This window comes from Azospirillum sp. B4 (assembly GCF_000333275.1).
Lineage (GTDB): Bacteria > Pseudomonadota > Alphaproteobacteria > Azospirillales > Azospirillaceae > Nitrospirillum.
Window position 1 is genome coordinate 1 of record NZ_BACU01000281.1, and the last position, 13,555, is coordinate 13,555.

A 13,555-nucleotide genomic window follows, 5' to 3' on the forward strand; every position below is an offset into this window, starting at 1 on the left:
GGCCTCCCACGCCCGGCCTATGGGCAGTCGGCGCAGGCGGGCGACGGTGTAGGCGGCGAGCGCCGTCAGCGCCAGGATGACCAGGTAGAGGAAGATCAGCCGGTGTTCCGGGGCGTAGGCGATGCCCGTCACCTCGCTGAAGGTGTGGCCGCCCTCCGGCGCGCGCCGGTCGAAGGTCAGGCCGAACAGGGTGGGCCGGGCGATGCCGGAGACGCCGTTGGGGCCGCCGGTCAGGCTCTGCCAGTTCAGGATGACGATGCGGGTGATCTCGCCGAACCCCAGGGTGACGATCGCCAGATAGTCGCCGCGCAGCCGCAGGATGGGCAGGGACAGCAGCACGGCGAACAGGCTGCTGGCCAGGCCGCCGGCGGCCAGCGCCGACCAGAAGCCCCAGTGCAGCTGGGTCGTGGTCAGGGCGCAGGTGTAGGCGCCGATGGCGTAGAAGGCGGCGAAGCCCAGGTCCAGCAATCCCGCCAGGCCGACCGTGATGTTCAGGCCGGTGGCCAGCAGGATGTAGATCAGCGCCGTGGTGCCCAGGTCGATGACATAGCGGTTGGCGAAGGGCAGGAAGGGCAGGGCGGCGGCGGCCAGGATCAGCAGCGGCCCGCCATAGGGGCGCAGGCGCTGGACGCCGGCCGGGGGCCGCAGCGCCGCCAAGGGGGCGGCGGCCCGGTTCAGGGGCCGGGCCAGCAGCCCCACCGCCAGGCGGCCCAGGAAGACGATCAGCCCCGCCAGCGGCACGTAGGCCAGGTTGGCCTGCACCACCAGGCCCTGGTCCAGGTTTACGGTGCGCAGGCCCAGGAAGGGTATGGCCAGCGCCATGGCGACCAGGGCGGCGACGCCGGCCTCGCGCAGGTGATGGACGACGGCTGTCGGGGATGTCGCGGGTGCGGCCATGACCTCACACCTTCTCGATGTCAGGGCGGCCCAGCAGGCCCGAGGGACGGACCACCAGCACCAGGATCAGGATGGAAAACGCCGCCACGTCCTTGTAGGCGCTGGAGACGTAGCCGGAGAAGAAGGCTTCGATCAGGCCGATCAGCAATCCCCCCAGCATGGCGCCTGGCAGGCTGCCGATACCGCCCAGCACGGCGGCGGTGAAGGCCTTCATGCCGGCCAGGAAGCCGATGTAGAAATCGATGACGCCGTAATAGAGCGTGACCATGACGCCGGCCACCGCCGCCAGGCCGGCGCCCAGCACGAAGGTCAGCGAGATGGTGCGGTCGACGTTGATGCCCAGCAGGGCCGCCATCGTCCGGTCCTGCTCACACGCCCGCTGGGCACGGCCCAGGGCCGTGCGGTTGATGACCAGGGTGAACCCGGCCATCAGCGCCACCGTCAGCAGGATGATGAACAGCTGGATGTTGGTCAGACCGAGGCTGAAGTCGCCGTCGCGCCACAGCGTGACGCCGCCCGTCATGACCGGGGGCAGCGACTTCGACCGCGCCCCCTGGGTCAGCATGACGAAATTCTGCAGCAGGATGGACATGCCGATGGCGGAAATGAAGGGCGCCAGCTTGGGCGCCGTGCGCAGGGGGCGATAGGCCACCCGCTCGATGGTCCAGCCATAGGCGGCGGTGAAGGTGCAGGAGATGGCCAGCACGATGACCAGGGCCAGCGGCACCGAGGTCACGCCCGCCCCCAGCAGCAGGGTGAAGGTGGTGACCGCGATGAAGGCGCCGATCATGTAAATCTCGCCATGGGCGAAATTGATCATGCGGATGATGCCGTACACCATGGTGTAGCCGATGGCGATCAGTCCGTAGATGGCGCCCAGGGTCAGGCCGTTGATCAAATGCTGTAGGAATGTGCCGACTGCCAGCGTGAAACCCATTGCCGCCTTAACCGCCCCCATCGATGGCTGTCCGGTTGGTTTTGGGCCGGTTCCAGCACCAAGGAGGTGCGGTCCGCCATGCCGGAGCCGGCTGCGACCTTAACGCTAGTGCGGAATGCCGGCAAGGCGGGGCCGGGGGCGGGGGCGGTGAAAAATGCGGCCGGAGCAATATTTTCACCGGGCGCCGACGGGGAATTCACCGGGCAGGGACCGTGATTTCCCCCGTTTCTGACGCCAGGTGCTTGTACAGCAGGGTGGTGGCCAGGGCGGAGCCGTCGACATGGATGGCATAGCCCGGGATGTCACCCACCGTCTGGAAGCCGACGGAACGATAAAGGGCCCGGCCCTCGTCGCTGCCGGTGTCCAGCAGCAGCAGGGTGCGCCCCTCGGTCCGTGCCAGGGCTTCCACGGCGGTCATCAAGGCGCGGCCGACGCGTTGCCGGCGGGCGTCGGGATGGACCAGCATCTTGGCCACTTCCGCCCGGTGGCGGCCGTTGGGCGGGCCGGCCAGCAGCAACTGCACCGTGCCCACCAGGCGATCCCCTGACCAGGCGCCCAGCAGGCGGCGGCCACCCGTCTGCAACCCCGGCCGCAGGCTTCGCCAGAAGGCGGCGGCTTCCTGCAAGGTGAAGGGCAGGATGAAGCCGACGCTGGCCCCGCCCAGAACGCAGTCGTGCAGGATTCCGCTGAGCGCTGGCGTGTGGGTGTCCAGCTCGGCGGCCGGGATTTCGCGGATGGTCAGGCTGGTCATTGTCGCTCAGGGGGCGCTTTGAGGTCGCTCAGGGGCGGGTTATGGCGATGACGTAATGCGCGGCTTGCGGGCCGGGGCAGTGGAAGCGGCTGCCACCCGTCAGGCGGTAGCGCAGGCAGTCCCCGGCCGACAGGGCGTGAAGGGTGCCGTCCAGCGTCAGTTCCAGCCGGCCCGCCAGCATCCACAGATGATGCTCCAGTCCGGGAACCGGCGGCGCCTGGTAGCCGATGGCGGCGCCGGGCGGCAGCGCGCCTTCCACCATTTCCGTCATATAGCCGCTGGCGGGCGGGGAGATGCCGCGGCGGCGGAAGCCCGTCTCCGGATCCGTCCACACGGGTTGGGCCGCGGGTGGGATGAACTGTTGGGGATCGGCCTCCACCTCCGCCAGCAGGCGGGACATGGGGCGTTCATAGGCGGTGCACAGGCGGCCCAGCAGGGCGGCGGTGGGACTGGTCTCCCCCCGTTCCAGGCGCGACAGGGTGGCGCGGCTGATGCCGCTGTGCTCCGCCAACGTCTCCAAGGTCCAGCCGCGCTCCAGGCGCAGGCTGGCCAGGCGGGCGGCCAGGCGCTGGTCGAAGGGGGCATGGGCGGCGGGCTGTTCCATATCGGGAATATTTCCCAGATATGAGATAAGGTCAAGTTCCGCTCCTCATGCCGCGACGCAAAAATGGCCTTATCTTTCGCGGTGATCGTGGGCATGCTGATCGCTTCCGCTGGCAGGCGGACCAGAACATCAAACGCAAGGGGTGACCGAATGGGGGCTTGGCAGGCGGGTAAAGGTTTCACACGTCGCTGGTTCAACGCTGTCGGCGTGGCCGCCCTGGGGCTGGCGCTTCTGGGCGGAACCCCGCTGGTCCATGCCAAGGACACGGGCGCCGCGCCGACGGCACTGCTTTCCGGTGGTGCCGTCGCCTCGGCCGACAGCTTCGGCACGGCGGCGGGGGCGGAAATCCTGAAGGCCGGCGGCAATGCCGTGGACGCTGCCGTGGCCACCGCCTTCGCCCTGGCCGTGACTTACCCCGAGGCCGGCAACATCGGCGGCGGCGGGTTCATGACCCTGTTCGTCGAGGGCAAGCCCTACTTCATCGATTATCGCGAGGTGGCGCCCAAGGCCGCCACCCGCACCATGTATCTGGACGCCAAGGGTGAGGTGGTGCCCAAGCTCAGCCTGGTGGGGGCCAAGGCCGCCGGCGTGCCCGGCACGGTCATGGGCCTGTGGGAAGCGCACCACCGCTTCGGCAAGCTGCCCTGGGCGCGGGTGATGCAGCCGGCCATCACGCTGGCGGAAAAGGGCTTCCTGCCGTCCGACAAGATCATCGCCTACCGCACCGACATGATGGCGCAGTTCGCCGTCACCAACTTCGCCCGGTACTTCGGCGGGATGCAGGCGGGCAAGGTGTTCATCCAGCCGGAACTGGCGGCCACGCTGAAGCGCATCGCCGAGGGCGGGCCGCAGGAGTTCTATACCGGCAAGACGGCCGGTCTGCTGGTCGCCCAGATGAAGAAGGACGGCGGGCTGATCACGGCGGAGGATCTGGCCGCCTACAAGGCGCGCTGGCGGGAGCCCATCCAGTTCGCCTGGCAGGGCAATGTCATCTACACAGCACCCCCGCCCAGCTCCGGCGGGGAGGCGCTGGCCCAGCTCCTGAAGATGAAGGAGCTGCGCGCTGCCGATTTCCAGGGGGTGGCCCTCAATTCCGCCCAGTACATCCACCTGCTGGCGGAGATCGAGAAGCGGGTGTTCGCCGACCGGGCGGAATACCTGGGTGATCCCGATTTCTACAAGGTGCCGGTGCAGGAACTGATCAGCGATGGATACCTGGCCAAGCGGGCGGCGGAGATCAACCCGCGCGCCATCTCCCCCACGCCGAACGTGAAGCCCGGGCTGGAACCGAATGAGACCACGCATTTCTCCGTGGTCGACAAGTGGGGCAACGCCGTTTCCAATACCTACACCTTGAACTTCGAGTTCGGGAACGGGGAGGTGGTGGAGGGTGCCGGCTTCCTGATGAATGACGAGATGGACGACTTCAGCGCCAAGCCGGGCGTGCCCAACGGCTTCGGCGTGGTGGGCAAGGACGCCAACGCCATCCAGCCGGGCAAGCGCATGCTCTCCTCCATGACGCCCACCATCGTGACGCGCGACGGCAAGGTCAGCCTGGTCCTGGGCTCCCCCGGCGGGTCGCGCATCTTCACCAGCGTCTTCCAGGTCATCACCGACGTCTATGACTTCCACATGCCGCTGCAGGCGGCGGTGTCGGCCCAGCGCGTCCACCACCAGCTGCTGCCCAAGGATACCATCTACTACGACCCCTACGCCCCCCTGGTGGGGCCGGAGGCCGACAAGCTGAGGGCGATGGGCTATGTGGTGCAGGACCAGGGTTGGAACATGGGCGATGTGGAGGCCATCCGTGTGGACGGCACCCGCCTGGAAACGGCGTCCGACCCGCGCGGCCGGGGCACCGGTACCGTCGTCAACTGACCGTCGTCCACCCATTTTCCGGGGGCGGTGGACCGTCCCCGGAAGCCGCTGAAATAAGGTCGCATTAAGGCAAACGTCGCCCTTAAATCGTCAACATCCCCCTCCACAGTACAAGCCATGGGAAGCCCCCACGGACCGCCAGTGACGGCTCCGCCGATGAGTGAGCATCCCACCTTTTTGGAGGTAAGATCATGACGAGCGATTTCCTGCGTCTGGCGAAGGTGAAGCGCTTTGCCGCAGCTGCCGCACTGGTCGTGGTCGGGGTCGCCGCATCGTCGGGTCTGACGTCGACCAAGGCTCACGCGGATGAGTACTGGCGCCATCATCATCACGATTACTATCGTGGCCATGACTACTACCGCGGTCCGCGGGTCTATGTGGCTCCGCCGTACTATTATGGCCCGCCGCGTCCGGTGTATGTGCCGCCCCCGGCCTACTACGCCCCGCCGCCCCCGCCGGTCTACTATCCGCCGGCCGGCCTGAACGTGGTCATCCCGATCCGCTAACCGTAACCCAATGGATATCTGAGCCGGCGTGAAGCCCGGCCCCGGGGTGGAGCCCTGCCTGGTTCCGCCCCGGGTTCAATGGAGCAGTGAGGCCATCATGTTGAAGAAAGCTGTCATCGTCGTTGTGGCCGGGTCCTTGCTGACTGGTTGCTCCGGTTTGACCGCCCGTCAGCAGCGGGCGCTGTCCGGTGGCGCCATCGGCGCCGCGGGTGGTGCCGCGCTCACCGCCATCGTCGGCGGTCCGGTCCTGGCCGGTGCCGCCATCGGCGCCGCCGGTGGTGCCGCCATCGGCGCCCTCAGCAAACCCTGAGTTTTGTCCCTGAGTTTTATCAGTGCCTGAAGCTTGGTTTCCTTATTTCCCTGTACCCATCTCCCAGCCTTCCATGCCCGGCCGGCACCCCCTGGCCGGGCTTTCTTTTTCTTTCGACAGGCCCTCTTGGGGGGATAACGCCGACGCGGCATGCGTGGATGGAAGTCCGGCTGATCTTGTCCGGCTGCGAACAAGCTGCTAGGGTCCCCGCCGCTCGCAAACACCCAGGTTAAAGTTGAAGCACCATGAAGGTTAACGCCAATACCATGCGCCCCGGCCAAGTTATGGAGAATAACGGCAAGCTGTGGGTGGTCGTGAAGACGCAGATCGTGCAGCCCGGCAAGGGCGGTGCCTTCATCCAGATCGAGATGAAGGACGTGCGCACGGGCACCAAGACGATCGAGCGCTTCCGCACGCAGGAAAGCGTTGAGCGTGCCTACCTGGACGAACGCGAGATGACCTTCCTCTTCGCCGAAGAGGGTGACAATTACACCTTCATGGACAAGGAAACCTTCGAGCAGGTCTCCATCCCCGGCGATGTCGTCGGCGACGGCAAGGTCTTCCTGACCGACGGCATGGAAGTGACGGTGCAGACCTTCGAAAACGCGCCGCTGTCCGTCGAGCTGCCGCAGACCGTGACCCTGATGATCACCGAGGCCGACCCGGTGGTGAAGGGGCAGACGGCCTCCTCCTCCTACAAGCCGGCCCTGCTGGAAAACGGCGTGCGCATCCTGGTTCCGCCGCATATCGAGGCCGGCACCCGTGTGGTGGTCAGCACCGCCGAGGGCGAATACATGGAACGCGCGAAGGACTAAGCCGCCTTCCGGCAGCCGGCCACGGGCCGGCCGCGTTTGTTGCCAGAGCGAATTCCGCCTTCCGGTGGAATTCGCTCTCGGCTTTTATGGTAGGGCGGTCCCCCGGGGGCCGGCCCGTTCTTGCACAGCTTAAAGAGGGGACACCCCATGGCCGCCCGTTCCGCGATCCTCAACGTCATGACCAAAGCCGCCGAGAAGGCGGGCCGCGCCCTGGTGCGCGACTTTGGCGAGGTGGAGCAGCTGCAGGTTTCCCGCAAGGGTCCGGCCGATTTCGTCTCCGCCGCCGACCGCAAGTCGGAAAACATCATCCGCGAGGAACTGTCCAAGGCCCGTCCCAGCTTCGGCTTCCTGCTGGAGGAGTCGGGTAGCGTGGCCGGCAGCGACCCGTCGCACCGCTGGATCGTCGACCCGCTGGATGGCACCACCAACTTCCTGCACGGCCTGCCGCACTGGGCCATCACCATCGCCCTGGAAAAGGAAGGCGAGATCGTCGCCGGCGTGGTTTACGAGCCGGTGCATGACGAGATGTTCTGGACGGAGAAGGGCGCCGGCGCCTTCCTGAACCACACCCGCCTGCGCGTCTCCGCCCGCCGCAACCTGCCCGACGCGCTGATCGCCACCGGCATCCCCTTCAAGGGCCATGGCGACCACGCCGCCTACCTGCCGCAACTGCAGGCGGTGATGGGCGAGGTGGCCGGCATCCGCCGCCTGGGCGCCGCCGCCCTGGACCTGGCCTATGTCGCCGCCGGCCGCTTCGACGGCTTTTTCGAGACCAACCTGAAGCCCTGGGATGTGGCGGCGGGCCTGCTGATGGTCACCGAGGCCGGCGGTTTCGCCACCGAGATCGGTGGCGGCAAGGTGCCCCAGAGCGGCGCCAGCGTGCTGGCCGCCAACTCCCACCTCCACCTTCCGCTGGGCACCCTGCTGCGCAGCGCCGCTGCCAAGAAGAAGGCCGCCGGCTGAGCATTGCCCCCGGTGTGTTGACGTTTCGATCGGCCTGGACACCCCGTCCGGGCCGATCGTGTTTTCGGACCGGTCAGATTGGATTGGGCAGCACGACGCGCGCATCCAGGCCGCCCTCGCGCCGGTTGGCCAGGGTGATGTCGCCGCCATGGCCGCGCACGATGGCCAGCGCCGCCGTCAGGCCCAGGCCGACGCCACCCGTCACCCGGTTGCGCGACCGGTCCAGGCGGAAGAAGGGGCTGAACACCTGCTCCAGCGCGTCCTCCGGTATGCCGGGGCCGTCGTCCCGCACCGTGATCACCACGCTGGCGTCCGCGCCCGCCAACGTCACCCTCGGTGGCGTGGCGTGCTTTACCGCATTCTCCACCAGGTTGGTCAGGGCCCGCTTCAGGGCGAAGGGGCGGCCGCGATAGACCGCATGGGCCGGCCCCTCATAGGCCACGGTGACGCCCTGGTCGGCATATTCGTCGGCGATGGTGGTCAGCAGGCCGGCCAGGTCGAAGGCGGTCACCGCCTCCTCATCCGCGTCATCACGGAAAAAGGCCAGCGCGCCATCGACCATGGCCTGCATCTCATCGACGTCACGAAACAGCCGCGCCTGCTGGTCCGCGTCCTCCACGAACTCGCCGCGCAGGCGCATGCGGGTCAGCGGCGTGCGCAGGTCGTGGGAAATGGCGGCCAGCATGGCGGTGCGATAGCCGACGAACTTCTGGATCTGTCCCTGCATACCGTTGAAGGCACGGATGACACCACGCAGTTCCCGGGGCCCAGACTCCGCGATGGGGGGGGCCTGGGGGTTGGTGCCGAATTCACGCGCGGCGGCGGCGATGCGTTCGATGGGACGGGACAGCTGACGTGCGGCGATCAGCGAGACGGCGGCGGCCGACAGCAGCAGCAGGACCAGCGTGATCCCGACGCGCACGGCGCGGATGGTGTCGCGGCTGCGGTCCAGGTGGGCATAGATCAGCCAGCTCTCATCCTTCAGCCGTACGGCCAGGAAGCGCGAACGCGGGTCGGTTGAGAAATCGTGCCGCAGAAGGGCGGCGGCCGGGTCGGCCTCGCTTGTCCAGAAGACGAAGGACCGAAAGGTCAGATCGTTCAGCCAGGCGCCCTCCACCGGATGGAAGTCATCCAGGCCGCTTCCCTGGCGCAGCAGTGTGGCCATGGCGTCGTCCGCCGGATGCCATTCGACGTTATAGATCCGTGTGGACGCGGCGGTTGCCAGGGTGGGGCGCAACTCGGGCGGGGCCGCCTCGATGGCATGGGTGATGCTGATCGCGGCCAGCACCAGCCCGGCATCATTGGCGGGCGCCTGCAGCCAGGCGCCGGCCATGCTGACGACCAGGGCGCTCAACACCGCGGCGGACGTCACGGCCGCCATGATGGTCAGGGCGAAACGCCGGGCGATGGTGTCCTGCGGCCATACCCGGAACCAAGCCGTGCCCGTCATGGGTGGCGGCGTCATTGGTGCCGAACCTGGGGGGTGAAGATATAGCCGCCGTTGCGCACGGTGCGGATCAGCGCCGGGTTCTTGGGATCATCCTCCAGCTTGTGGCGCAGGCGGCTGACCTGCACGTCGATGCTGCGGTCATAGGCGGCGTGGGCCAGGCCGCGCGCCAGGTCCAACAGCTGGTCGCGGGTCAGCACCCGCTGCGGATGCTCCACGAAGGCCAGCAGCAGGTCGAACTCGCCGCCCGACAGCAGCACCAGCGTCCCATCCTCCGACCGCAGTTCCCGCCGCGCCACATCCAGCCGCCAGCCGGCGAAGCTGAGGCAGGGGCGGGTCTCCGCCGGGCGCCCGGCCGCTTCGCTGGTCCGGCGCAGCACGGCCTTGACCCGGGCCAGCAGTTCGCGCGCGTCGAAGGGCTTGGTCAGGTAGTCGTCGGCGCCGATCTCCAGCCCCACGACGCGGTCGGTATGGTCGGCCATCGCGGTCAGCATGATGACCGGCACGCGGGAGGCGGCGCGCAGGGTGCGGCACAGGCTGAACCCATCCTCGCCGCGCAGCATGATGTCCAGGATCACCAGGTCGACGGGTCCCCCCGCCAGGGCCGCCGCCATGCCCACCCCATCCTCCGCCACCCGCACGGCATAGCCGTGCTTGCGGAAGAACAGGGTCAGCAGGGACAGGATGTCCTCGTCATCATCGACGATCAGCAGGGTGGGACCGGGGGAAGAGGCCGGGATGAGGGGCGCGGGCGTCATGGGGCGGCATGCTAGCACGGTGCCCGGCCCCGCTTTATGTCCGTTGTCCCCGGCTATTGTTTCAGGCCGGACACATTATGCCGCCGGGGTCGCAAACGCGACATCAGCCGCCAAGAATGGGGGCCTAGGGTGCATCCCGTTCCAGCGGCCGGCGGGTTGGGGGCCTGGCCCCGGCGTCATGGGTTGGGCGTGACGGGGGCCGGTAAGGTTGCCGATCGCTGGACATCGTTTTCCCAGCAAAGAGGCCGAGAGCCCCCATGTTCTCACCCACGATTCGTTCATCCGTCCGCGCCGGTCTGCTGGCTGGCGCGTCCCTTTTCGCCGGTCCCGCCCTGGCGGACGACCAGGCGCCGCCACTATGGGACATCAATGTCGGCGCCGGTGGCATGCTGCGCCCCACCTTCGATGGTAGTGATCGTTACCGGGCCAGTCCGGTTCCGCTGGTCAGCGTTCGCTACAACGACATGGTGACCCTGGGGCCGGAGGGCATCAGCGCCTACTGGCGGCAGGGTGCCTTCAAGATCGGCGCCGGACTGACCTTCGATCCCGGCCGCGATGACCACAAGAGCAATGGCTTGTTCAATAATGGCGATGACAGGCTGAAGGGCCTCGGCGACATCGACAAGTCGCTGGGCTTCAAGGTTTTCGGCGGCTATGAGCTGGGCCGGCTCAACCTGGACCTCGCGGTGGCGAAATACACCGGCGATCAGAACGATGGTCTGCTGGTGACGGGCGGCATGAGCCTGCCCCTGACCCTGTGGGCCGACCGGCTGACCCTGACACCGCATGTGGACGTCACCTGGGCCAACGACAGCTACACGCAGACGTATTTCGGCGTGACGCGGGCCCAGGCCGCCAACTCCGGCTTCGCCGCCTACACCGCCGGGTCGGGCTTCAAGGACATTGGTGTCGGTGTGCGGGCGAAGTACCGCTTCAACGAGCATTGGTCCGTCACGGGCGACGTCACGGTGAAGCAACTCCTGGGCGATGCCGCCGACAGCCCCATCACCTATTCCGCCACCAGCACCCTGGTAATGGCCGGTTTCGGGTACCGCTTCTAAGCGAAACGCCCCCGGTGGACCAAACCCCGGGGGCGTTCTGATCGCGTGGCAAGCGCGTGGATTCGCTGCCGGCCCTTGGGGAATCTTACAACGCCGCCTCGACCGCCTGGATGATGGCCTCATTCGAGGGGCGGAAAACCGAGGACCAGTAGCGCACCAGGCGGCCGTCCTTGCCCAGCAGGTATTTGTGGAAATTCCAGCGCGGCGCGGCATCCTCCCCCGCCATGTCCACCAGCCAGCTGAAGAAGGGGTGGGCATCGGCGCCGACCACCACTTCCTTATCGGCCATGGTGAACTCCACGCCATAGTTGCGCTGGCAGAAGGCGCCAATTTCGGAGGCCGAGCCCGGCTCCTGCTTGCCAAAATCGTTGGAGGGCACGCCCAGCACCACCAGGCCGCGCGGGCCGTACTTGGTGTGCAGGGCCTGCAGATCCTCATACTGGTTGGTGAATCGGCAATTGCTGGCGGTGTTGACCACCAGCACTGGCTGGCCGGCGTAGGCGGCCAGCGGCACCGCCCCCTTGCCACCCAGGCGCTGGAAGGTGAAGGCGTGGGCGGAGGCGACGGCGGTGGTCTGCGACTGGGGCAACATGGGAACGGGGGCTCCTGGGCCGATGGTGGGGGGCCGGTGATCTGGCCTGACGCGGTCGCGTCGGCGTTCATCGATAATTTAGAACTATTCTAAAGTATGGCCGCCGTCAAGCCCGGTCGGATGAGGCGCGCAGGACGGGAGAAACCGGGTGCGCGTGGCAAAGCGGTGATAAAAAGGTTGCGCCGAACATGGATCGGCCACATTTCCAAGGCTTAGTCCGCTGGCTGAAAGTCGTCACCCGCATGCGTCGTTTCAAGATGTCCGCTTCTCCCGCCGTGATTGCCGTGACCGTCGCCATGCTGGCGATGCCGGCCTATGCCCAGTCACCCGCCGCCCAGCCGGATTCGGCGCAGCAGGCCCCGTCCGATAAGACGACGGGCGCCAAGCACAAGGTGACCAAGCCCGCACCCGCGCCGGCCGTGCCCGGCCAGTCCACGGACAGCCAGTCGGGCAAGGCGACCACGCCGCCCGCCTCGGGCGACCTGGGCGCCCCCACCATAGAGCGCGCCAAGCCGGCGCCCACGCCCAAGGTGGTTCCCGTGCCGGAGACGCCGCGAAGCCTGCTGAAGCCGGAGGCGACGCCCACCCCCGATCGGGCCAAGGAACCGGAGGGCGCCAGCCCGCCCGTCACCACCGACATTCGGCCGCGTGGCGTCACGCATGTGGAAAAGGGCGCGCCCGTCACCCAGGCCGCCCGCGTGACGGTGCCGTTCGCCGCCGGCTCATCCGCCCTGGACAAGAAGCAGGAGGCGGCGCTGGCGGCCATCGCCGGTCGTCTGGGCCAGGATCCGGATCGCCGGCTGGAGATTCGCGGCTACGCCCCCTTGCCGGCGCTGGACCGTGAGGCGGCCGCCCGCCGCCTGTCGCTGTTTCGCGCCACCGCCGTGCGCGACCGCCTGATGGCGCTGGGTGTGCCAAAGGAGCGGCTGGTGATTCACGCCATGGGATCCGTCAGCGGCGACCAGGACGATAAGGAGGCCGTCCGCAACGCGGGCAAAGGATCGAACTTGCCGCCGGAGTCGTTCGACAAAGTGGAACTGGCCTTCATCCAATAAATATCCTCACGCGGGACCCGGGCGGTGGCAGCCGGCCGGGTCCCTCCGCAGCGGCGATACCCGCAACAGCGTCAAAGGAAGAAACGTGTCGCGCCCGACCCCCTATCTGTTTCGCATGTGCGTGTTCCTGGCGGCGGTCGCCGCGGTGATGGGGGTGCTCTACCCGCAGGTGGAGCGGTTCTTCATGGCCAACCCGGCGCTGAACGGCCTGATCCTGGGCGCGCTGGCCATCGGCATCCTGTTCATCTTCCGTCAGGCGATGATGCTGCGGCCGGAGGTGGAATGGCTGGAAACCTTCCGTGGCGGCGGCGTCAGTTCCACCCAGCCGCGCCTGCTGGCGCCCATGGCGCAGATGCTGGGCGATCGCCATCGCGGCGGCCCCAGTGGTCGTCTCAGCCTGTCGGCCATCGCCACCCGGTCCCTGCTGGACGGCGTCAGCGCCCGGTTGGATGAAAGCCGGGAGATCAGTCGCTATCTCATCGGCCTGATGATTTTCCTGGGGCTTTTGGGCACCTTCTGGGGCCTGCTGCAGACGGTTTCCACCATCGGCGGCGTCATCTCCGGCCTGAAGGTGGGCAACGGTGACGCCGTGGCCATCTTCGCGGAGCTGCAACAGGGCCTGGCCGCCCCGCTGGCGGGCATGGGCACGGCCTTCAGCGCCAGCCTGTTCGGCCTCGCCGGCTCCCTGGTGCTGGGCTTCCTGGAGCTGCAGGCGGGCCAGGCGCAGAACCGCTTCTACATGGACCTGGAGGATTGGCTGGCCGGGTCCACCCGCATCGGCGGCGGCGGCATGGTGGAGGCCGGTGACCAGCCGGTGCCGGCCTACATCCAGGCTCTGCTGGAAACCACGGCGGAGAACATCGAGAAGTTGCAGTACACCATGGCGCAGGGGGAGGATAACCGGCGCAGCGCCAACAACCACCTGGTGGCGCTGGCGGAGCGTCTGGCCACCCTGTCGGACCAGATGAAGGCGGAACAGCA

15 protein-coding genes are annotated in these 13,555 nt (G+C 67.7%); 8 read left to right on the forward strand and 7 right to left on the reverse strand.

The features are described 5' to 3' along the window. From I55_RS12310 to I55_RS12325, 4 genes are all read right to left on the reverse strand, one after another. The coding region (locus I55_RS12310) for a DUF3382 domain-containing protein (protein WP_044560872.1) at positions 1 to 897 on the reverse strand (897 nt) is incomplete at its 3' end. A gap of 4 nt (positions 898 to 901) precedes the next feature. Next, the gene (locus tag I55_RS12315; protein ID WP_044560873.1) at positions 902 to 1,834 is read right to left on the reverse strand and encodes a branched-chain amino acid ABC transporter permease; all 933 of its coding nucleotides are present in this window, start codon (positions 1,832 to 1,834) and stop codon (positions 902 to 904) included. A gap of 196 nt (positions 1,835 to 2,030) precedes the next feature. Further along, positions 2,031 to 2,585: a GNAT family N-acetyltransferase gene (locus I55_RS12320; RefSeq protein ID WP_044560874.1), complete on the reverse strand. Its 555-nt coding sequence runs from the start codon at positions 2,583 to 2,585 to the stop codon at positions 2,031 to 2,033. Positions 2,586 to 2,613: 28 nt separating this feature from the next. Next, positions 2,614 to 3,189, reverse strand: a complete 576-nt coding sequence (locus I55_RS12325) for a helix-turn-helix domain-containing protein (protein WP_044560875.1) — start codon at positions 3,187 to 3,189, stop codon at positions 2,614 to 2,616. 150 nt (positions 3,190 to 3,339) lie between these two features. Between I55_RS12325 and ggt the strand changes: the two genes are divergently transcribed. The 5 genes from ggt (at position 3,340) to I55_RS12350 (ending at position 7,661) form a co-directional block, all read left to right on the forward strand. Then, positions 3,340 to 5,067: a gamma-glutamyltransferase gene (ggt, locus tag I55_RS12330; protein ID WP_083901054.1), complete on the forward strand. Its 1,728-nt coding sequence runs from the start codon at positions 3,340 to 3,342 to the stop codon at positions 5,065 to 5,067. Between the two features lie 191 nt (positions 5,068 to 5,258). Then, positions 5,259 to 5,573, forward strand: a complete 315-nt coding sequence (locus tag I55_RS35385) for a hypothetical protein (RefSeq protein WP_049974056.1) — start codon at positions 5,259 to 5,261, stop codon at positions 5,571 to 5,573. A gap of 97 nt (positions 5,574 to 5,670) precedes the next feature. Beyond that, the gene (locus I55_RS12340) at positions 5,671 to 5,883 is read left to right on the forward strand and encodes a hypothetical protein (protein WP_044560876.1); all 213 of its coding nucleotides are present in this window, start codon (positions 5,671 to 5,673) and stop codon (positions 5,881 to 5,883) included. Between the two features lie 245 nt (positions 5,884 to 6,128). After that, positions 6,129 to 6,698, forward strand: coding sequence for an elongation factor P (gene efp / locus I55_RS12345; protein ID WP_044560877.1), 570 nt, complete (start codon positions 6,129 to 6,131; stop codon positions 6,696 to 6,698). A 147-nt stretch (positions 6,699 to 6,845) separates the two neighbouring features. Beyond that, positions 6,846 to 7,661, forward strand: a complete 816-nt coding sequence (locus tag I55_RS12350; RefSeq protein WP_044560878.1) for an inositol monophosphatase family protein — start codon at positions 6,846 to 6,848, stop codon at positions 7,659 to 7,661. A gap of 73 nt (positions 7,662 to 7,734) precedes the next feature. Here the strand turns inward: I55_RS12350 and I55_RS12355 are convergent, their stop codons facing one another. Next, positions 7,735 to 9,111 (reverse strand): ATP-binding protein, encoded by a 1,377-nt coding sequence (locus I55_RS12355; RefSeq protein ID WP_044560879.1) that lies wholly within the window; start codon positions 9,109 to 9,111, stop codon positions 7,735 to 7,737. A gap of 11 nt (positions 9,112 to 9,122) precedes the next feature. Continuing rightward, positions 9,123 to 9,866 (reverse strand): response regulator, encoded by a 744-nt coding sequence (locus I55_RS12360; protein WP_044560880.1) that lies wholly within the window; start codon positions 9,864 to 9,866, stop codon positions 9,123 to 9,125. Between the two features lie 257 nt (positions 9,867 to 10,123). On the opposite strand from I55_RS12360, the gene I55_RS12365 reads away from it, so the two are divergent. Beyond that, complete coding sequence (locus I55_RS12365) at positions 10,124 to 10,927, forward strand: MipA/OmpV family protein (protein WP_044560881.1); 804 nt, start codon at positions 10,124 to 10,126, stop codon at positions 10,925 to 10,927. A gap of 85 nt (positions 10,928 to 11,012) precedes the next feature. Here the strand turns inward: I55_RS12365 and I55_RS12370 are convergent, their stop codons facing one another. Further along, entirely contained in the window at positions 11,013 to 11,519 is a 507-nt protein-coding gene (locus tag I55_RS12370) for a glutathione peroxidase (protein ID WP_044560882.1), read from the reverse strand. Between the two features lie 257 nt (positions 11,520 to 11,776). On the opposite strand from I55_RS12370, the gene I55_RS12375 reads away from it, so the two are divergent. Together I55_RS12375 and I55_RS12380 are read left to right on the forward strand one after the other, a co-directional pair. Then, positions 11,777 to 12,574, forward strand: a complete 798-nt coding sequence (locus I55_RS12375; RefSeq protein WP_159107178.1) for an OmpA family protein — start codon at positions 11,777 to 11,779, stop codon at positions 12,572 to 12,574. Positions 12,575 to 12,659: 85 nt separating this feature from the next. Further along, the coding region (locus tag I55_RS12380) for a hypothetical protein (protein WP_044560886.1) at positions 12,660 to 13,555 on the forward strand (896 nt) is incomplete at its 3' end.

Excerpts from the sequence above, each read along its gene's own strand:
- I55_RS12315 (WP_044560873.1), bottom strand. The coding sequence starts at position 1,834 with ATGGGTTTCACGCTGGCAGTCGGCACATTCCTACAGCATTTGATCAAC.
- I55_RS12320 (WP_044560874.1), bottom strand. The coding sequence starts at position 2,585 with ATGACCAGCCTGACCATCCGCGAAATCCCGGCCGCCGAGCTGGACACC.
- I55_RS12325 (WP_044560875.1), bottom strand. The coding sequence starts at position 3,189 with ATGGAACAGCCCGCCGCCCATGCCCCCTTCGACCAGCGCCTGGCCGCC.
- ggt (WP_083901054.1), top strand. The coding sequence starts at position 3,340 with ATGGGGGCTTGGCAGGCGGGTAAAGGTTTCACACGTCGCTGGTTCAAC.
- I55_RS35385 (WP_049974056.1), top strand. The coding sequence starts at position 5,259 with ATGACGAGCGATTTCCTGCGTCTGGCGAAGGTGAAGCGCTTTGCCGCA.
- I55_RS12340 (WP_044560876.1), top strand. The coding sequence starts at position 5,671 with ATGTTGAAGAAAGCTGTCATCGTCGTTGTGGCCGGGTCCTTGCTGACT.
- efp (WP_044560877.1), top strand. The coding sequence starts at position 6,129 with ATGAAGGTTAACGCCAATACCATGCGCCCCGGCCAAGTTATGGAGAAT.
- I55_RS12350 (WP_044560878.1), top strand. The coding sequence starts at position 6,846 with ATGGCCGCCCGTTCCGCGATCCTCAACGTCATGACCAAAGCCGCCGAG.
- I55_RS12355 (WP_044560879.1), bottom strand. The coding sequence starts at position 9,111 with ATGACGGGCACGGCTTGGTTCCGGGTATGGCCGCAGGACACCATCGCC.
- I55_RS12360 (WP_044560880.1), bottom strand. The coding sequence starts at position 9,866 with ATGACGCCCGCGCCCCTCATCCCGGCCTCTTCCCCCGGTCCCACCCTG.
- I55_RS12365 (WP_044560881.1), top strand. The coding sequence starts at position 10,124 with ATGTTCTCACCCACGATTCGTTCATCCGTCCGCGCCGGTCTGCTGGCT.
- I55_RS12370 (WP_044560882.1), bottom strand. The coding sequence starts at position 11,519 with ATGTTGCCCCAGTCGCAGACCACCGCCGTCGCCTCCGCCCACGCCTTC.
- I55_RS12375 (WP_159107178.1), top strand. The coding sequence starts at position 11,777 with ATGTCCGCTTCTCCCGCCGTGATTGCCGTGACCGTCGCCATGCTGGCG.